The sequence below is a fragment of the Bacillus sp. IT-79MI2 genome, from assembly GCF_949768135.1.
Taxonomy (GTDB): domain Bacteria; phylum Bacillota; class Bacilli; order Bacillales; family Bacillaceae_G; genus Bacillus_A; species Bacillus_A pseudomycoides.
In genome coordinates, this window is the sequence record NZ_CATKPV010000045.1 from 117027 (window position 1) to 136695 (window position 19669).

The following is a 19669-nucleotide window of genomic DNA, read 5'->3' on the forward strand; positions in this document are numbered from 1 at the left end:
AGCTTTTTTATTAATGTATATAAACAGCTAAAAGAGTGATAAAGGATTAAAATTATTTTACTTTTGAGAAGTATATTCTCTCACAAATATATATAAATGAAATATTATAACATAAAACAACAATAATTTTTATGCAATATTGCATAAAAAAAAGAATTGCAAGCCATGTATTCTCTTAATATAATAAATGTAAAATATAGCTAAATTTTCCGAAAATACAGACAGGAGTTTTGTGAAGGTAAATTGAATAGAAAAAACATTTATTTAATAGGTGGATTGTTAAGTGTATTTATTTTTAAATACATAGATTTAAATTCTAAAAATTGATTTTTTGAATTAGTTTTTAATAGTATAGAATAATATTTACTCCCGTACATTTAGTTAAGTAAGTAGTACCTTTAACAAATATTGCAAATCAGATTAAGCGATAAGGATTATAAGAAAATATGAAATTATAACACAATCATTATTTATACCTATAATTTTCTGAATAATCAAACCAATATTCTTTTACAGCAAATACAATTAGCATGTAAGGTTTTTCCTGAAAATTTGATGAATGGTGGGAATGAAATGAAACGCAGGATGTTAACAAAATGGTTTGGAATTATAAGTTTAATCATTATGTTGCTAGGGGTTTCTATTCCACAAGCAGCAGCCGAGATAATACATCAAGAAAAGTTTCAAATGAACTGGAATTATATTAAATTCAAAGATACTAAAGTAAAGATAAAGGCAGACTTACTAAGAACGTCATCAAAAGATGTTGCATATTGTTTATCACCTGATCTGAATTCACCTAATGGAGATGATCTTTCTGAAATTGGAAAAGAGAATGATTTTGTATATCGTGTCTTACTTTATGGATACCCTCAAAAAACGCCGGCTGAATTAGGAGTTTCTACAAAAGAGGAAGCCTACTATGCAACTCAACTAGCTATCTGGATTGCATCTGAAAAAATTGAAATTGCCGATTCAAAGCCAGAAAACCAACAGGTATATAACCTTGTAAAACATTTGTTAGAAGAAGCTTCTAAAGGTACTGAAGTTCAGGAAACATATTTGAACGTAATACCTACTGGAAAACAAACTGTAGAGCAAAATGGGGAATTTTTTGAAACAAATTTATATAGAGTTCAATCAAATGCAGTATCTGGAGTATACTCAGTTCAAATGGAGGGCGCACCAGAAGGAGTTAAAATTATAAATGAACAAGGTGAAAAAAAGAATGAATTCTCTATAGAGGAAAAATTTAAAGTTATGATTCCCAAAAACGCAACAAGTGGAAATTTCAAGATAAGAGTAAATGCAAAATTGCAGAGCTTACAAGCAGTTACCTTTGATGGCCAACAAAGAATTCAAAATACAACTGCTCTATTACCAAGAATGAGTGAAAAAAGCAGTACAGATATAGTAGTAAGATGGGAATTTTTAGGGTCGTTAAAAATTATGAAGGTAGGAGAAAATAGAGAAGCTTTAAAAGGGGCAGTGTTTGAGGTTGTAAGTGAAAATGGCGATTTTAGACAAGAAATCACTACAACTGAGAATGGGATTGCTACATTAAATAAACTTCCTATTGGTACGTATGTTGTAAAAGAAATTCAGGCTCCAGAGGGTTATGTACTTGATCCTACAATAAAAAAAATGGAAGTAAAAACTGGCGAGATAGCAGAAATAGAAATAAAGAATCAAAAAATAACAAGTGGCCTGGAAATTAAAAAAGTGCATGCTACATATGGAAGTGCTAAACAATCTTATGATATACAAAGTAAAGAGCACACAATAGAAAATGATCCTGCAAGTAAGGAAAAGCATCACCTGCCATCAACAGGAACGAAGTTTCCAACTGACCCGTTTGTAGGACTAGGATTTGTTATTTTAGGAATCTATATATTAAAAATAAGAAAAAATCATAGTTAAAAACTATAAACAATAAGGGGTTTGTTACCAATGCTTAAAGTTAAATATGCTAAGAAATGTTTTGTGAAAAATGTAGATTATAATAATTCCCATAAATGAAAACGCTTTCAATACATACAATTATGAAAAAGCTATATAATATACCTAAACGTTTTTTTGCATACAAGAAATAGTCTAAAATCTTACTTGAATAATAATAAGACAAAAGACAAAGGGTTCTGGTGCAAATATATGAAGAAGAACACAGATAATAGTAACGTGCTTTTAACTTTAAGAATAGCCTAAATGCTTAAGTTGATGGATGTGGGGTGCTGCCCCATCGCTATCAAGCTAAGGTTGTAATTCATCAGAGACAAAAACGCCATCCTTTCCTATAATTCTAGAGAAAGAATGGCGTTTTTTCATTTTAAGAGTGTATTTCTTTTTCCTAGCTTACTAGCGATGTTACGCTACCTCTAATTAGAAAAATATTTTAGAACTCCTTCAAACACAGATTGTGCCAGCACCTTTTGATATTTGTCAGAAGTCAATTTTACTCTTTCATTAGGATTTGATAAAAACCCTGTTTCTACCAATATAGGTGGTGCACTATTATCCGCCTTTAACACACGAAGTTCTGGTCGATCTTTTACAAATCTATTTTTAGCACCTGTATTTTTAATTAAAGCATTCTGTACAGCATTTGCTAAAGTAAGTGCTTCTTTACTTTTTGGGTGTTCAGAATTATATAACGTTTCAATTCCTTCTGCTGCAGTCGCATCGGCTGAATTTACATGCACACTAACAAAAATATCTGCTTTGTTTTCATTTGAAATATGAACACGATCTCCTAATGGAATAAAGATATCTGTTGCTCGTGTCATCACAACATTTGAACCACTCTGAGCTAATAAACTCTTTAACTTCAAACCTACTTGCAGGGCAATCGTTTTTTCGTATATATTTTCATATAATGTCCCTGAATCATATCCACCATGTCCTGGATCAACTATAATTGTTTTACCGAATATGATTGGATTTTCAATCCAAACACCATTTGTATCAAAATAGTATACTTTACCATTCTCTTCTAACCATCCGATTTTCATTGCCCCATTGCCTTGCAGGTAGTACCAAGTTGTTCCTTCCTGTAGCCAACCTGTTTGCATTGCCCCATTGCCTTGCAGGTAATACCAAGTTGTTCCTTCCTGTAGCCAACCTGTTTGCATCGCTCCGTTTCCTTGCAGGTAGTACCAAGTTGTTCCTTCCTGTAGCCAACCTGTTTGCATCGCTCCGTTGCTTTGCAGATAGTACCAAGTTGTTCCTTCCTGCAACCAGCCCGTTTTCATCTCACCAGTATTTTGGAAGTAGTACCAAGTTGTTCCTTCTTGTAGCCAGCCCGTTTTCGCTGCTCCATCGCTTTCTAAATAATATTTTTTATCCCCAAGCTGTAGCCAGCCTGTCTTCATTACTCCATTACTGTCGAAGTAATATTTTTTATCCCCAAGCTGCAGCCAACCTGTTTTCATTGCTCCATTGCTTTCGAAGTAATATTTTTTATCCCCAAGCTGCAGCCAACCTGTTTTCGCTGCTCCGCTGCTTTCTAAATAATATTTTTTATCCCCAAGCTGTAGCCAGCCTGTCTTCATTACTCCATTACTTTCGAAGTAATATTTTTTATCTTCAAGCTGCAACCAGCCTATTTTCATTGCTCCATTGCTTTCTAAATAGTACCAAGTTGTTCCTTCCTGTAACCAACCCGTTTTCATTGCTCCGCTACTTTGCAGGTAATACCAGGCTGTTCCTTCCTGTAACCAGCCCGTTTTCATTGCTCCACTACTTTGCAGGTAATACCAGGTTGTTCCTTCCTGTAACCAGCCCGTTTTCATTGCTCCACTACTTTGCAGGTAATACCAGGTTGTCCCTTCCTGCAACCAGCCCGTTTTCATTGCTCCATTGCTTTGCAAGTAATACCAGGTTGTCCCTTCCTGTAACCAGCCCGTTTTCATTGCTCCATCTTGTTGCAAATAGTACCAAGTAGTCCCTTCTTGCAGCCAACCCGTTTTCTGTTTTCCATCTGGCTGAATATAATACCACTTATTATCTCTATTCACCCAACCTCCTTGTGTTTTAGGTGCTGCCTGTACTGTTTTAACAGTAGTTTGATTCGTTTCTATTTCACTAGTACCTAGTGGTTGCTCACTTTTTACCCCTGCTGTCCCAGGCTGCTTGGTTATATCTTGCTGTATTGTCTTTTGTTCTTGCTGTTTTTGCTCAGGTAATAGCTGATCTTGCTGTTTAGATTGTTCTTGTTTCTCAGTACTAATTTCTTGTTCTTGCTTCTTTTGCTCAGGTAGTAATTGATTGCCCTGTTTAGATTGTTCTTGTTTCTCAGTACTAATTTCTTGTTCTTGCTTCTTTTGCTCGGGTAGTAATTGATTGCCCTGTTTAGATTGTTCTTGTTTCTCAGTACTAATTTTTTGTTCCAAAGGTAGCTGTTCATTCTCTGTTTCAGCCAAAGCTTGCATTGGGCTAAGCACATAGCCTAATGTTAAAACAGCTACTACAGTTTTCTTCAACATGTGTAGTTCACCTTTCCTTATCCACTTGATTTAAAAATATAAAGATCTAATTCTAGCAAGATAATTAAAAACTCAACATTTGATTTCTATAAACATATGAAATCAAAAAAAGCAGCCCCAAAACTAAAAGGCCCTATGTAGCGCGATATGACTACATAGGGCCTTTTAGTTTGGAGATTGCCATAAGTCAAGTTCTCAAAATCCACTAGGATTAGGTGTTACCATACACTAATTTTCATAATTCAATTTAATTCTAATGTTATAATACCAACATTCTAAATGCAATTAAAAAGATAATTTTTCCTTTTTAAGTTTTTTGTTAACTGAATAATATTAAGACAATATATTATTCGGTTAATCCAGTGAGTTTTTGATTGCATGTAATAGTATTAGTTATAACTCTTTGTATTTTTAATGCATATATGTAAGGCATATACTTATACGCACAAACCTTCTTTTTATGTTAAGGTCCCTTAAATCATTTTTCTATTATAGAATTCGAATGAGTACACCATTTTAAGGGGGTCAGGAAAAAAATTAATTTACTTTTATTAAATAACTATTTTGTCTTCATTTTATATAAAGTCACTCTATGATACATATCGTGAATTTGTTTCTATCTTTTTTAACACTCCATATAAGTTTTTCCATGAATATATATTGGTAGCACTACATTACACATACTCCGCCGGAATATATACCGAAGGAACAAATATAATTTTAATAACAAAAAGAACCCGGCCCCTTTACTTCGTAAAACAGCCGAGTTCTTCTATATGTTTCATCGTACGCGCTAATACATCATCACGCATAATAAAGCTAAATTTCCTATCAGTTTTAATGTTATCCGGGATTTCTTTTAATAGAACAGACCCTTTTGTCTCTTCGTAGTGCGTATGTTCTTCTACTGCACTAATTGTTGCGAAATAAATGTTTTTAATGATTATTTTGTCTTTTCCAGATACTTTGTATTGTCCTAAGTAAGTTAAATCAGAAACAATACCACCGGTTTCTTCATGAACCTCTCGAACTGCTGCTTCTTCCGGTGTTTCCCCCAGCTCTACCTTGCCACCTGGAAATTCAAGACCGCGGCGCAAATGATGCGTTAATAACCATTGATCCCCGTACCGGCATACAACCCAAACATGCTTTGGCTCAGGAGAAAATGGATAACGTTCAAACGATAATTGTACAGTGTTGTGGTAATAATCTTTAAATTTGTACATGCCATTACTCCCCTATAGATGGTTACAAGTTTTTCCTACCACAAATTGTAGCACAATTCTCATTCATATGCATAATGTTATCCAACTACAATCCATTGATTATTCCCATTTGCGCGACTAATTCTTTCGTTTCATGATTCCCTAAATCATAAATCATCTCATAGGCTTTCTGCAGTTGTTCATCATACCGGTCATTATTCGAATCATGATGATACTCAACATACGGAACGTGCGAACGTACAAAAGAGCCAAGATCTTCATGATACGCTTGATCGAAGTATTCCCGAAGCTGGGTAATTTCCTCATCATTTGCCTGGATTTCAAAGCTATATGTATCTGCCGTTTTCACCTGCGAGATCTGACCATTTCCTACTGATATATAGTAAGTTTTCTTATTATCCATATAACGCCCTTCTTTCACCCTTTTTCTTTCTATTATTTTCAACAATTACAAAATTATGTAAAGTAAAGTTTCGTTTAATGGTAAAATTAAGAAAAGGAGAGGAACTGGATGTTAAAAATATTAATCATCGGCGTCATTATTGTCATTCTCGTATTGGTACTCTCTGTATTAACGATTAATAAGGGCTATTCATATAAACATTCGGTTGATAAACCAGAGGACAATCCTTATCTGGCAAATAAAAAGGAGGATCAATAATATGCTTCGTATACTCCGCCTCTTAACTGCTTTCATTGTCATTATCGTATCCTTGTACAGTCTATTTACACATAATGATTCATTTCTTACTCTTTCACAATTTTTCTTAGGAGCCTTAATATTTATAATCGCGATTGAACAAATACAAAAGAAAGACCCAAGCACAAGTTTGACCTGTATGGTGGCAGGAATTTTCGTGTGGGCTGTTCTCGCAGTAAAGTATATTATGTAACGACTATTTTCTTACGGAGGGATTAATATGCTAAAAATCGCTCGAATTACATTTGCACTCATTGCATTAGCTTTGTCTATCTATAGTTTTATCACAGATAACAGAGGCATTATGCTTTATATGTTCATTGCTTTAGGCTTAATGTCTTTCATTATGAGTATTGAGGAATTACGTGAACAAAAGAAAGTAAGTGGAACGATCTGTTTTCTAGTTGGAGCTGCCGTTTTATTCATCGCTATATCAGAATTTCTCCGCTAATATTAGCTTTTGAAGGAGGGACACAATGCTAACTGAATTACGTGTTTTTTTCGGACTACTGACACTCGTTCTTTTAGGGTATTACTATTTTACAAAAACTGATGTACTTCCTTACATGCAACTCTCACTCGCATGTATGTTCATTATCATGGGCATTTCTGAAATGAAAGCGAGTAGAAAAACATTAGGGGTTGCTTCTTTTTTGGTTTCTGGTTTTATCTTCTTTATTGTAATCTCAATACTTTTACACTAAAAAGATAAAAGCCACCTTCCCACTTAATGTAGAAAAGATAGCTCTTTTCATTACTCTTGTCCTTTATTTGATCAAAATCGTTCTATCCCATTTATTGAACAAACTGTTTTGGATATTCTTTTATATGCTTATCATCGTCACGCCAATCATAGGTTTCTTTCTTTGAAATATCTAACGTTTGATCTCCGATTCTAACTCTATCTTTATCTATCCATTCAATGTATGGATCTGTATCTGGATAGTTCCAATATATATTCTTGGTGGAAGCGGAACTAAGATTAACCAGCTCTCCTCTAACAGCATCTGCACTTAATGACCCGCCATTATGAAAATAAGTTTTTATAACATGTTTTCCATCTGGGGATTTCACAGTTCGAATCACTTCTCCTTTCGGAACGCCTTGCAAACTAAAAAATTTCCAATATCCGAAGCCAATGATTATTACTAGCGCAGCAAATAATACCAATGCTACTTTCCTCTTTGTCTTTTTGATTTGAATTTTTGCATCGTCCACTCAATCATCCCCTATAATATTGAATATAATCCTTTTAAAACCATATTACACCACACAATAACCAATTAATATCCCCCAAAAAAAGACTTATCCCGCTATTTTAGGACAGTAAAAGCACGATTCGTTCAACTCACCAGCTTAAGCCCCGCAATCGTCCCCATAATCCCAACAATGCAAAATATACGAAAAGCACTTTTCGGTTCGGTGAAGTCAATACTATTCTCCCTATAAAAAGAAACTCCTGTTTCAATAAGCAGGAATTTCTTTTTTCATTTATTCATTTACTAAAAACTACTTTTCCTAATGTTTAATTTCGTTGACAAGATTACCTTTTTAGCTACATTCCGTCCTGAAAATCTTTCCATTAATAAATCCACTGCCGTTTCTCCCATAAGCCCCGTATATACTTTCACTGTACTGAGCGCTGGAGAAAGATACTGAGAAATACTGATATCATTTACACCAATTATATTTACTCTTTCTGGAACAGGAATCTCACATTCATGTAATGCCCGCAAACATCCGATTGCCATCGCATCATTTCCAACAAAAAAAGCCGTCGGTAACTGATCCTGCTGCTCTTCTATCGCCTGCTTCATTAATAAATAACCATCGTTTACTGAAAACTGACCCGTGTATATATAATTCTCATAAAATAATTCTTTTTCCTTCATATATTTTATAAAGGCACGTTCCCTTGGATCTTCAATTTCGGAAGTCTGATCTTTAAATGTTTCCCGTCCTCCTATGTATCCAATCTTTTGATGTTCCTTTTCTATTAAATGATCGATCACCTTCATTGTTACCTTTTCAAAATCTACCACAACGGCATCAAAAATATCTTCATTTGAAGAATAATCTACAAATACAATGTTTTTTGTTATCGTTTCAAATAAACCTATTTCTCGGTCACTAAACTTCCCTATTGCAACCATGCCTTGAATGTTTTCCTTCATCAACTCTTCCATTTGGCTATGAAAAAGTTTTACAATTTTCAAACCTTGCTGTTCACATCTTTTTTCTATTCCTAAACGAATGGACATATAATATAAATCGTTAAGCTCTTCTTCTTCTGTATACCAATGAACCAAAGCAATTTTCGGTAATTCTTTTTTACGATTTGTACGCTTCTTATAAGAAAGCTCCTCTGCTGCCTCAAATATCCTCTTCTTCGTTTCATCACTGACAGAAAGTAATGGATCATTATTTAACACCCGAGAAACAGTAGCAATGGATACGCCTGCCTTCTCTGCTATATCTTTAATCGTTGCCATACCTGATTCACCTACTCTTCTCAATTATTCAATCCTAAACGTATATTTCGTTGAGGAGGAGAATAATTGATTTTTATTTAAAATGTAAGAAGGGAAATTCGGATGATGAATGGCATCAGGCAATCCTTGCGTTTCTAAACAAAGCCCTAAATACTTTTTGGATTGTACCCCACATATTTCAAAATCACTTGGTAATTGGTTTCCTGTATACAAAACTACCCCAACCTCATCTGTTTCCACAACTAATTTACGACCACTTTCTTCATCCCATAATATGATTTCCTGGTCGTAGTTGCTATTCAAAAGAAAAGGATGATCATATCCTTTTCCTACTAATTCATTTTGATAATAGCGAGAATATACTCCCTCTTTTATTTGTCTTCCTGCTCGGAGATCGAAGGGCGTACCTATTACATCCAATATTTCACCCGTTGGTAATAATTGCTCGTTTAATTCTAGAAACTGATCACTATTCATTTTTAAAGTATGCTGTAAGACATCCCGTTTTAAATTGCCACTTAAGTTAAAATACGTATGATTCGTTACGTTTAATATGGTCGTTTTATCTGACTGCGCTTCATAACGAATCAAAAATTCATTCGCGTTATTTAACGTATAGATCACTTTTACATGTACAGTTCCTGGATATCCTTCTTCTCCGTCAAGGCTAGTATAAGTAAATTCAATCCCGGTTTCCTTCTCATTTTTTATTATTTTAGCATTCCAAACAATATAACTAAATCCTTTAAAACCACCATGAAGATGATTTTCTTGCTCGTTTTTCACTAGCGTATATGTGTTACCATCCAACTCAAATTGAGCACCTTTGATTCTGCCAGCCACTCTTCCTACAACCGCTCCAAAGTACGTGGAATATCTCTCGTAGTTTTCCAATTCTTCAAAACCTAAAACGATATTTTCATAATTTCCTTTCCTATCAGGAGTAATGATTTTCGTAATTACACAACCGTAATTTAAACACGTAACTTCTATACCCTTGTCATTTTTTAATGTATAAGCGTACACATCTTCTCCATTTACTTTACCAAATACATTTTGAAAGACTTTCATATCCCTATCTTCGGCTCCTCTAAACTTTGTATAAAACGTTTAAATGCAGCTATTCCTTCATCGTTTCGTTTGAAAACCCCAGCATCTTCTAATGCCCTTAAAAATTTAGCGGCTAACTCTTTTTGAACAATATCGTGAATATCCCCTTCATTCGCTTCCTTTTTATACCGCTCTCTCAGTTGTTCTGCCCATCGTTTGTGATATTCCGCTACACTATTGTCTTGATACAATACATATCGTTCTACCTCTTGTAACTCTAATTTCAACCTTGCTGGAAGTACAGCTAATCCCATCACTTCAATTAAACCGACGTTTTCCTTCTTAATGTGTTGTACATCTTGATGCGGATGAAAAATACCAAAAGGATACTTCTCACTTGTGCGATTATTGCGTAGTACAAGATCTAACTCATACTGTTTATTTCGCTTGCGAGCAATAGGTGTAATCGTATTATGTGGCACCCCGTCTGTACTTGCGTAAATATGAACAGATGAATCGCTATATTGCTTCCATTTGTCCAAAATGGACTCTGCCACATTTACTAATAAATTAGAATCCTTACCTTTTAAGCGAATAACAGACATAGGCCATTTCACTACTGAACATTGAACCCCCGAAAATCTATCTAATTGAAATACATAATCATCTTCTGCTTTTGCCATTGCAAATTCGTATTTCCCACCTTGATAATGATCATGTGATAAAATGGATCCACCTACAATAGGTAAATCCGCATTAGAGCCAATAAAATAATGAGGGAACTGTTTCACAAAAGAAAGTAATCTTTCAAAAGCTTGACGATTTATTTCCATATTCCGATGTGTTTCTGCTAACACAATACAATGTTCGTTATAGTATACATAAGGGGAATATTGTAAGTACCATCTCTCTCCTAATAATTCCATTCGAATCATCCTATGGTTAGAACGTGCCGGATGATCAATTCTACCCACATATCCTTCATTTTCAATGCAAAGCAAGCATTTCGGATAATCCGTATTCTGTATTACATTTTCTTTTACAATTTCTTTTGGATCTTTTTCTGGCTTAGATACATTAATCGTAACGTCCAATTCTCCATACTCTGTATTGGCTTTATAACTAATATTTTTCTGAACATGCTTCGTTTGAATATAGTTGCTTATTCGACTTAATTCATAAAAATAATCTGTCGCATGTTCTGGATGGCACTCATAATATTGATAGAAACATTGATTAATAGTCGATGGTTTTGACATGAAGCAGTTCATAATTTGACTCGCTAATATGTTTCTATTATAAGAATAATCATCGATAATTCCTTGTTCACTCGCATATTGAACTAAATCTTCTAGTAAATCTGTTATTTCTTTTTCTTCCGCTTTACTTTCTTGCTTTTCAAAACGCTCTAAATGAAGAAGGTGAAGAATTTGATTTCTTATATAAATTCCATCTTCTCTTTCGATAAACCGAAGTGAACATGCCCGTTTTATAAGTTGCTCAATGACTTGATAAACATTCATGATACTTTCCCTCCGCTGAATCGTTATATCCATTTGGATTATTTTCATACCCATCCTAAACTATAAAAAAAATAAAATAGTTACACATTAGCTGTAACTACTACATTGAACTTTGCTCTACGAGTTGCTATACAAGCACGAAACCTGCCATTCATTGCATTTCTTCTCTCTGCAACTCTCGTGCCCCATCTCCAATATCAGCAACATAAAATGTCGCTTCGTAACCGATAATTTCTTTATACTTTTGTCCAACGTTGCAAATAAATTGATCGGTATATTTTTCCCCAACGATTGCAATCGCACAACCACCAAACCCTGCACCTGTCATACGTGCTCCTATAACCCCTTCTTGTTCCCAAGCTGATTCAACCAATGCATCTAGTTCTCGTCCTGTCACTTCATAATCATCACGTAAAGAACAGTGAGATTCATTCATCAGTCTTCCAAATTCTTTTATATTATTTTCTTTTAATTCTTTTACAGATTGCAATGTTCGGCAGTTTTCATACACAACATGTTTAGCCCTTCTTCTTAAGCTATCTTCTTTAATTACATGCTTATATTGTTCAAACATTTTTTCAGTTATTTCTCCTAAGGAATTTATATCAATTATCACTTGCAAATTTGCAAGTGCCTGCTCACATTCCTTTCTTCTCTCATTATATTTAGAAGCCGTAAGTTCTCGACGCTTGTTCGTATTCATAATAATGATCTTGTAGTTATCCAACTGCAGTGGCGCATACGTGAAATTCAGTGTTTGACAATTCAATAACATCCCATATCTTGCTTTTCCCATCCCAATAGCAAATTGATCCATAATGCCACTATTTACACCGATAAAATAATTCTCCACCTTTTTACCAATTTTAACTAGTTCTATACGATTTAATTCGAATTGAGATAATCCTTCCATCGTTACCCCTGTTACAAGCTCAATAGAGGCAGATGATGACAATCCCGCACCATTGGGAATATTTCCATAAAACATAATGTTAATTCCTGAATCAATGCTATATCCAGCTTCTATGAGATAACGAATCATACCTTTTGGATAATTCGCCCAATCATGTTCTTGCTTATAATCTAATTCATGTAAAGAAAATGAAATAACACCCTTTTCGGGGAAGTTCAATGAATAGGCACATATTAACGTATCATCTCGTTTACTTGCTAACGCATAAGTACCGAAAGTAATGGCACATGGAAACACATTTCCTCCGTTATAATCAGTATGTTCTCCAATCAAATTAATCCGACCAGGCGCAAAGAAAGTACGATACTCCTCTTGATGAAATATTTTCTTAAAACTCTCCATTAACTGGTTATATATCATCTAAAAGCCCCCTTATGTAATACGAACTAAAAAGGTTTTCCATCCTAACTCCGAATTCATTCTACTAAAAAACAAAGACCTATTATCTTTTTACTAAAAAAATTCAAAAAAGTCAAAAAATTTTTAGTGAAAAACATTAGCATATCGCTATATATTTTAGTAAAAAACACTACACGTTTTTACTTTATATTTTAAACTAGACTGAAAAATATACATAGGAGACCACGAAAGAACATCTAACTAAAAACCATGCCCTCTGTTTTTCAGAAAAACGATCATTTAACTGCTAATCCATTAGCTAATTTTATTAATGATGCTGGAGTAAATAAAGAGGCTTATTTTTATTCGATTAAAGTAAAAACAAAGTATATTTTCTTAATTTGATTTGACAATAAAAGTTAAATATGATGATTCAAGCTCTCATAATTGGTTTAATCATACGGAGAAACCTGCTAAGTTTTTATTTGTGAGCTCGCCTCCGATGTTCTTTAAAAAATAACTTTTTCCTTCTCATATATCGGCGCTTCGACAACATATGCCATATACAAAAACTAAAAAAGCTGCCTTTTCACAGGCAGCTTTTTCATCTATTAACCAAATACTTTCTCAAGCTCATCTTTATCTTGGCTTAACCAGAAATTCATTAAGCGTTTTGCTCCTTCTAAATCATGAAGTTTCGCTTGACCGCACTGCGTTTCGTTTGCAGCTGGAATTTCTGTAATTTGAACCGCATCTTTTAATGTGAGTTCTAATAAGTCAATTACTTCACGCACTGTTGGTGTACCACTTACTACAAGATAATATCCTGTTTGACAACCCATTGGTGAAATATCGATAATATCAAAATGCGGATAACGATCAATATATTTACGTAAATTAAATGCTAATAAATGTTCTAACGTATGAATGACATCTGGTTTCATCGCTTGTTTATTTGGTTGGCAAAAACGAATATCGAATTTATTAACAATACCGTCACTACCTACTTTATGAACACCACAATGTCTTACATAAGGTGCCTTTACAATCGTATGATCTAATTCAAAGCTCTCTACTGATGGCATAAAACATCTCTCCCACTTTAATTTTAATTCCGTTATATCCAATATGATATAACGGATATCTAGATTAGTAAAGTATTATGTATAGCCGTGCTATAATACTAAAAGAATATGCTGAAAAGGAGACCGTTATGAAACAGATTTTTATTGGCATCATACGCTTTTATCAAAAGTTTATTTCCCCGATGACACCACCTACATGTCGCTTTTATCCAACATGTTCTCATTATGGATTAGAGGCATTTCAAAAACATGGTGCTTTCAAAGGCTTTTGGCTCACACTAAAGCGCCTATTAAAATGTCATCCTTTTCATCCAGGAGGATTTGATCCTGTCCCAGATAAAAAGGATGACAAAGTAAATTCTTAAACTTCGTAGCCATTTACAACTAAATCTAATTTTCCTGTGTCAGGATGAATCACAAGACCATGAACAGGTACTTCTGCTGGAAGTAACGGATGGTTACGAAGTACTGAAACGCTGTGCTCTACACTTTCTTTGGCGCTAGAGAACCCCTGTAAAAATCTTTGTAAATCAATTCCAGAATAGCGAAGTGTATCTAATTTTTCTTCCGTTACCCCACGCTCTCTCATTTTTTCAATTGTACTGCTCGCCTGAATTTTTGCCATACCGCAGTCATGATGACCAACAACGCATACTTCATCTGCCCCAAGTTCATACACAGCAACTAATACACTACGCACAATACTTCCAAATGGATGTGAAATAACAGCGCCCGCTACTTTAATAATTTTCACATCACCATTACGCATATTCATTGCTTTTGGCAATAATTCAACAAGACGTGTATCCATACAAGAAATGATTACCATTTTTTTATTCGGGAATTTTCCTGCCTCATACTCTTTATATTTTTTCTCTTCAACGAATTTTTCATTATACTGCAAAATCTCTTCTAATGACTTCATAGTAAAAAGACCCCCTTTTCCTTTATATAAACTATTTATTAAGTGTACCAAAATCTAAAAAATCCCAAAAGGATATTACTTTATTGCAAATATATAATTTTTCAGACAACCGACATAATTCTTTCATAATATACACACAGCTCTGTAACAACTCTCCCATACTTTACTCACGTTTCCACTATAAACTAAATGTAGATAATGTTAAAAAGGAGTGAATCTTTATTATGTCCGACGTTCTGTTACTGAGTCGTTTTCAATTTGCAATTACTATTTTTTATCACTTTTTGTTTGTACCTTTGACAATCGGACTTGTTATTTTAGTAGCGTGTATGGAAACACAATATGCACGTACATTAAATCCAACGTATCGAAAAATGGCGAATTTCTGGGGTAAGCTATTTACGATCAACTTCGTAATGGGAATCATAACCGGTATTACGATGGAGTTCCAATTCGGAACAAACTGGTCTGAGTACTCGAAATATATGGGGGACATCTTCGGATCACCACTTGCAATCGAAGCACTTGTTGCTTTCTTCTTAGAATCTACCTTCATGGGAATTTGGTTATTCGGTAAAGATAAAATTTCACCAAAGTTCCGTGCTTTTTGTATGTGGATGGTTGCGCTTGGAACAAATATTTCCGCACTTTGGATTATTACAGCGAACGGCTTTATGCAAAACCCTGTTGGCTACGTGGTGCGTAATGGCCGTGCTGAATTAGATAACTTCTGGGCACTTGTTACAAACCCATATGCATGGCATATGTTCTTCCACACAGTTGTTGGTTGTTATATCGTGGGTTCTTTCTTCGTTATGGCAATTAGTGCGTATCATTTATTACGTAAAAACGACGTGGAGTTCTTTAAGAAATCATTTAAGTTTGGGTTAGTATTAGGAATATTCGCCGCAACTGCAACACCTTTCATCGGTCACGAATCCGGTGCTTTCGCAGCGAAAATGCAACCTGCAAAAGGTGCAGCAATGGAAGCTGTTTGGGAAACTGGTAAAGGTCAAGGCTTTTCAATCATCCAAATTCCCGATGTGAAAAATGAGAAGAACTTCGAAGCATTAACAATTCCAAAACTCGGCAGCTTCTTCTATACAAATTCATTTGATGGAAAAATCGTCGGTTTAAAAGATATTCCAAAGGACGAACGTCCAAACGTAAATCTAGTTTACTACAGCTTCCGTTTAATGGTTGCACTTGGCACATTCTTTATGGCACTTACATGGTTTGGTTTCTATTTAAGCCGCAAAGGAAAACTAGAAAACTCAAAACGTTTCTTAAAAATTACAATGTGGTCTGTCTTACTTCCATATGTTGCGATTAACGCTGGGTGGATCGTTGCTGAAGCGGGACGTCAGCCATGGACAGTATACAAACTGATGCGAACAGCAGAATCAGTTTCACCAATTTCTGTACCGCAAATTTGGTTCTCATTACTTAGTTTAGTATTGTTCTATACATTACTTTTAATTGCCGATGTATATCTCATGCTGAAATTTGCTAAGAAAGGACCAGCAGCATTAGAAGAACCTACTAAAGGAGGTGCAGCTCATGTCTCATGATATGCTTGCAGTCATTTGGTTTGGTTTATGGGGCGTGATTTGGACGGTTTACTTTATTCTCGACGGTTATGCACTTGGTAACGGAATGATTTTCCCGTTCGTTACCAAAGACCGGCAAGAACGAAATCAAATGCAAGAAGCAATTGGACCGTTCTGGGGCGGTAACGAAGTATGGTTAATTACAGCAGGCGGTGCAACATTCGCTGCCTTCCCAATCACATATGCAAATATGTTTAGCTACTTATATACACCTTTATTTTTAGTATTACTTGCTCTTTTCGCTCGTGCAGCTGGGCTTGAATTTATGCATAAGGATGATTCACCAATTTGGCAAAGTACTTGTAAGTGGGCGTTTGCAATTGGTAGTTTCCTGATTGCCTTCTTATTCGGTGTTACATTTGCAAACCTTTATTACGGTCTGCAAATTGGAAAAGACGGCTATGAAGGAACATTATTCAGCTTATTAAACCATTACGGTATTTTAGGCGGTCTCTTCTTCACTGCAATCTTTGTTGTATCCGGTGCACTTTGGGTCATGATTAAAACATCTGGTGAAGTATCAGATCGCGCTTATAAAATTGCAAAACCATTTTCAATGGCAGCTGCGATCATTTTAGCCATCTTCTATGTAGCAACTGCAAACAGTACAAACTTATTCCAAAACTTTACGGAATATCCTGTACTGTTCATTCTTCCGCTACTAGCAATGTTAATGAGTGTCTTAGCGATCATTATGGTTTACAAACATAAAATTGGTTTTGCATTCACATTTGTATGCTTAACAATTGCCATGTTTATGACAACTGGCTTTGCAGGCATGTTCCCAAGAATGTTGCCATCACGCATTAACGATGCATATAGTACAACGTTATACCAAGCAGCAGGCAGTGAACTAAACTTAAAAATCATGTTCTTCGTCGCAATGGTAATGGTACCAATCGTTATCGGATATCAATTATGGAGCTACACGATTTTCAAAGAAAAAATTCATAAAGACTCTGCAAAAGGATATCACTAGAATGAAAAAAGGCGCTCGCTTAGGAGCGTCTTTTTTCATTTAAAGCTTATAGCGTAAATTGTATCCCTTGATCATTCACATCTTTATCATACACATCTGTAGCACTAATTCCATTAAAAGCTCTCACACTAAATCCTACATTAGACGATCCAGAACCGTTATATGCTTTCGTTTGTTCGATTGGATGTACATTATATTTATCCCCTAAATTAATTGAACCATTACAGTTTTCAATAACTACACCATCAATAACAGCAGGCATCGTATCACTCACCTTCATTGTGTTATTTTCAGTTTATGAAAAGAGCCTAAAAAAATAGCATGTTTAAAAAAAAAAGAAAAAGCTCTCCTTCAATTCAAAACAAAAAAACACCCGTAATGAGTGTTTTTTTGTAAGCATGAATGACTAGTATGAAGAGATATTTAACTTCTTCAAACATTTATTAGGGGTAATGTTTTGAAAAAGAAAACCCTTTCACAATTCATTTTACATGAATCGAGTGTGTCGTAAATTGATAATATTTATACGAAAGATTGCTAATGTTTAGTATAGATATTTTTCCCTATAATGATAGTAAAAAAGTGCCTTTCCACAAAAAAAAAACGCCTCCCAAAGAGGCGCCCCTACTTGTTTATATTGCCTTTATATGTTGAAACCCTATTCCCATCATACGTAAACATACCCTATAAAACAGAATCCATGATTGTTACAAGATTGTTAGATGCAAAAGAATCGAGATGAACCATTATATGAAAAATTCTGCTTTATAGAATGTACCCACAAATCACAGTGTAATTGATTCCTTTCCTTTTTTCACCTGAAATAAAACCAATATGCATAATTACATATGATCTACAGCATAAAGTGAAACTTCCATCAGTGGATGTTTTCTTCATCCCTCACTGATTATTTGCCCTTACCATCAGACTTGTACGTACAGTTTATCCCCTACCTAACTCCTTTACTTTCGCTGAACTTTTGGGTGGGGGTCTTACTGCCCGCGAATAGCAGGATAAAAAGAAAAAAGACACTCCAAAGAGTGCCTTTCCCTAATTTAAACCACTTTACTTAATATATCGCTTTGAATATATTTTATCATATTTATCTATATTGTTTATTGAGAAATTTCTAAACATTTATTTTTCTAACTATATTCTTTTAGATAATGTAATATATAAGTGGAACTTTATAACAATCATATAAAAACTGAGGTGTATACAAAAGTCATGTTTTTTGGATTTATTACGCTTACTCTACTCATTATTTTTCTATTCTTTTATATAAAAGATCCTAGAAGAATAATAAACGGATTTTTATTTAATATGTTTTTCTGCTCACTTCTAGTTTTTTGCCTTTATTTACTTGTCAAAGCAAATAACCCGAATATCCAACCATTTGTTGCGATACCATTATTAGTACTTCTCTTTATGCTTCCCTTTGGTATAATCGCCTTAATTGTCGGGTTGTTTCTCAATGCAAAAACACTAATGAGAAAAGAAGGACGACGCTTTTCTAATTGCTTAACTTTAATTTTAGGTATATTTATTTTACTATTTTTAATAATACCTATCATTAATCCGGCTAGCTTTTTCTCTCCGCATTTCCAGCCTATTTTCGGTGCAATATCTCTTATTATTTTCTATTTCTTTATACACTTATCAAATTTCTTAACCGCCTATTTCCTTTATCAATTCAACAGACCAAGACGTAATCAAGATTTCATTATCGTTCTTGGTAGCGGATTAATTAATGATAAAGTACCACCGCTTTTAGCAAGCAGAATTAATAAGGCAATTGATTTTTACTGGAAACAAGCAGCTGTCGCTTCTCCGCCCACAATTATTTTTTCAGGTGGACAAGGACCCGATGAAAATCTTCCTGAAGCAGAAGCAATGCAAAAGTACGCTGTTGAAAAAGGTATTCCTATCGAGCATACAATACAAGAAAATCATTCCGTAAATACGTATCAAAACATGCTCTTTTCAAAACAAATTATGGATTCATTAAAGCCAGATAAATATAAAAGCATCTTTACAACGAACAACTTCCACCTATTCCGTGCTGGCTTATATGCAAGACAAGCAGGACTCAATAGCCAAGGAATTGGTTCAAAAACTGCTTTCTACTATTGGCCAAATGCGATGATTCGAGAATATATTGCGATTGTTGTTATGGGGCGTAAGCGTCATATTAAGGTTGTAGGTGTTATTTTAGGGTTCGCTGTCTTATTATCTGCCCTAAGCTTTTTAATTAATTAATTTACAAAGAAAAGCCATCCTTACGAA

Annotated in this window: 20 protein-coding genes and 1 pseudogene; 9 read left to right on the top strand and 12 right to left on the bottom strand. The window is 34.6% G+C overall.

The window, feature by feature from the left end; translation table 11 throughout:
- Positions 1-573: 573 nt before the first annotated feature.
- Positions 574-1920, top strand: coding sequence for a SpaA isopeptide-forming pilin-related protein (locus ACM6HU_RS04080; protein ID WP_088093788.1), 1347 nt, complete (start codon positions 574-576; stop codon positions 1918-1920).
- A gap of 455 nt (positions 1921-2375) precedes the next feature.
- Here ACM6HU_RS04080 and ACM6HU_RS04085 read toward each other — a convergent pair whose 3' ends face one another.
- From ACM6HU_RS04085 to ACM6HU_RS04095, 3 genes are all read right to left on the bottom strand, one after another.
- Positions 2376-4481 carry an N-acetylmuramoyl-L-alanine amidase gene (locus tag ACM6HU_RS04085; RefSeq protein ID WP_275857272.1) on the bottom strand — a complete coding sequence of 702 codons (2106 nt, stop codon included), beginning with the start codon at positions 4479-4481 and terminating at the stop codon, positions 2376-2378.
- Positions 4482-5227: 746 nt separating this feature from the next.
- Complete coding sequence (mutTA, locus tag ACM6HU_RS04090) at positions 5228-5707, bottom strand: antimutator 8-oxo-(dGTP/GTP)ase (RefSeq protein WP_003202680.1); 480 nt, start codon at positions 5705-5707, stop codon at positions 5228-5230.
- Positions 5708-5792: 85 nt separating this feature from the next.
- A complete protein-coding gene (locus tag ACM6HU_RS04095; RefSeq protein WP_016133319.1) occupies positions 5793-6110 on the bottom strand; it encodes a hypothetical protein in 318 nt (105 codons plus the stop codon).
- 108 nt (positions 6111-6218) lie between these two features.
- On the opposite strand from ACM6HU_RS04095, the gene ytzI reads away from it, so the two are divergent.
- The 4 genes from ytzI to ACM6HU_RS04115 are packed head-to-tail and all read left to right on the top strand — an operon-like array spanning position 6219 to position 7111.
- On the top strand, positions 6219-6368 hold the full coding sequence (gene ytzI / locus ACM6HU_RS04100; RefSeq protein ID WP_016116776.1) for a YtzI protein: 150 nt from the start codon (positions 6219-6221) through the stop codon (positions 6366-6368).
- A 1-nt stretch (position 6369) separates the two neighbouring features.
- A complete protein-coding gene (locus tag ACM6HU_RS04105) occupies positions 6370-6600 on the top strand; it encodes a DUF3953 domain-containing protein (protein WP_016116777.1) in 231 nt (76 codons plus the stop codon).
- 27 nt (positions 6601-6627) lie between these two features.
- Positions 6628-6858, top strand: a complete 231-nt coding sequence (locus tag ACM6HU_RS04110; protein WP_016116778.1) for a DUF3953 domain-containing protein — start codon at positions 6628-6630, stop codon at positions 6856-6858.
- 25 nt (positions 6859-6883) lie between these two features.
- On the top strand, positions 6884-7111 hold the full coding sequence (locus tag ACM6HU_RS04115) for a DUF3953 domain-containing protein (protein WP_016116779.1): 228 nt from the start codon (positions 6884-6886) through the stop codon (positions 7109-7111).
- Between the two features lie 91 nt (positions 7112-7202).
- Here the strand turns inward: ACM6HU_RS04115 and ACM6HU_RS04120 are convergent, their stop codons facing one another.
- The 7 genes and pseudogenes from ACM6HU_RS04120 to luxS all read right to left on the bottom strand — a co-directional run bounded on the left by ACM6HU_RS04120 (position 7203) and on the right by luxS (position 13869).
- The gene (locus ACM6HU_RS04120; protein WP_016116780.1) at positions 7203-7625 is read right to left on the bottom strand and encodes a DUF5412 domain-containing protein; all 423 of its coding nucleotides are present in this window, start codon (positions 7623-7625) and stop codon (positions 7203-7205) included.
- 125 nt (positions 7626-7750) lie between these two features.
- Positions 7751-7834: pseudogene (locus ACM6HU_RS04125) on the bottom strand (QacE family quaternary ammonium compound efflux SMR transporter); the annotation flags it as partial.
- A gap of 75 nt (positions 7835-7909) precedes the next feature.
- Positions 7910-8899, bottom strand: a complete 990-nt coding sequence (locus ACM6HU_RS04130) for a LacI family DNA-binding transcriptional regulator (RefSeq protein WP_016116781.1) — start codon at positions 8897-8899, stop codon at positions 7910-7912.
- 24 nt (positions 8900-8923) lie between these two features.
- Positions 8924-9970, bottom strand: coding sequence for an aldose epimerase family protein (locus tag ACM6HU_RS04135; RefSeq protein ID WP_016116782.1), 1047 nt, complete (start codon positions 9968-9970; stop codon positions 8924-8926).
- Positions 9967-11472: a UDP-glucose--hexose-1-phosphate uridylyltransferase gene (gene galT / locus ACM6HU_RS04140; RefSeq protein ID WP_016116783.1), complete on the bottom strand. Its 1506-nt coding sequence runs from the start codon at positions 11470-11472 to the stop codon at positions 9967-9969. The genes ACM6HU_RS04135 and galT overlap by 4 nt, the downstream gene beginning before the upstream one ends.
- 151 nt (positions 11473-11623) lie before the next feature.
- Positions 11624-12805: a galactokinase gene (locus ACM6HU_RS04145; protein WP_016133320.1), complete on the bottom strand. Its 1182-nt coding sequence runs from the start codon at positions 12803-12805 to the stop codon at positions 11624-11626.
- A 590-nt stretch (positions 12806-13395) separates the two neighbouring features.
- Positions 13396-13869, bottom strand: coding sequence for an S-ribosylhomocysteine lyase LuxS (gene luxS / locus ACM6HU_RS04150; protein WP_016116785.1), 474 nt, complete (start codon positions 13867-13869; stop codon positions 13396-13398).
- A 128-nt stretch (positions 13870-13997) separates the two neighbouring features.
- Here luxS and yidD point away from each other — a divergent pair, with 128 nt between their 5' ends.
- Positions 13998-14234 carry a membrane protein insertion efficiency factor YidD gene (gene yidD / locus ACM6HU_RS04155; protein WP_016116786.1) on the top strand — a complete coding sequence of 79 codons (237 nt, stop codon included), beginning with the start codon at positions 13998-14000 and terminating at the stop codon, positions 14232-14234.
- Here the strand turns inward: yidD and ACM6HU_RS04160 are convergent.
- Positions 14231-14794: a beta-class carbonic anhydrase gene (locus ACM6HU_RS04160; protein ID WP_016116787.1), complete on the bottom strand. Its 564-nt coding sequence runs from the start codon at positions 14792-14794 to the stop codon at positions 14231-14233. The two genes, yidD and ACM6HU_RS04160, sit on opposite strands and share 4 nt — an antisense overlap.
- Positions 14795-15018: 224 nt before the next feature.
- Here ACM6HU_RS04160 and ACM6HU_RS04165 point away from each other — a divergent pair, with 224 nt between their 5' ends.
- Both ACM6HU_RS04165 and cydB read left to right on the top strand, forming a co-directional pair.
- Positions 15019-16365: a cytochrome ubiquinol oxidase subunit I gene (locus ACM6HU_RS04165; RefSeq protein ID WP_016116788.1), complete on the top strand. Its 1347-nt coding sequence runs from the start codon at positions 15019-15021 to the stop codon at positions 16363-16365.
- Positions 16355-17383, top strand: a complete 1029-nt coding sequence (gene cydB, locus ACM6HU_RS04170; RefSeq protein WP_414848002.1) for a cytochrome d ubiquinol oxidase subunit II — start codon at positions 16355-16357, stop codon at positions 17381-17383. Before ACM6HU_RS04165 ends, cydB begins: the two co-directional genes overlap by 11 nt.
- A gap of 46 nt (positions 17384-17429) precedes the next feature.
- Here the strand turns inward: cydB and ACM6HU_RS04175 are convergent, their stop codons facing one another.
- Positions 17430-17663, bottom strand: coding sequence for a spore germination protein (locus ACM6HU_RS04175; RefSeq protein ID WP_088094368.1), 234 nt, complete (start codon positions 17661-17663; stop codon positions 17430-17432).
- A gap of 947 nt (positions 17664-18610) precedes the next feature.
- On the opposite strand from ACM6HU_RS04175, the gene ACM6HU_RS04180 reads away from it, so the two are divergent.
- The gene (locus ACM6HU_RS04180; protein WP_077295712.1) at positions 18611-19642 is read left to right on the top strand and encodes a YdcF family protein; all 1032 of its coding nucleotides are present in this window, start codon (positions 18611-18613) and stop codon (positions 19640-19642) included.
- Positions 19643-19669 lie beyond the last annotated feature (27 nt).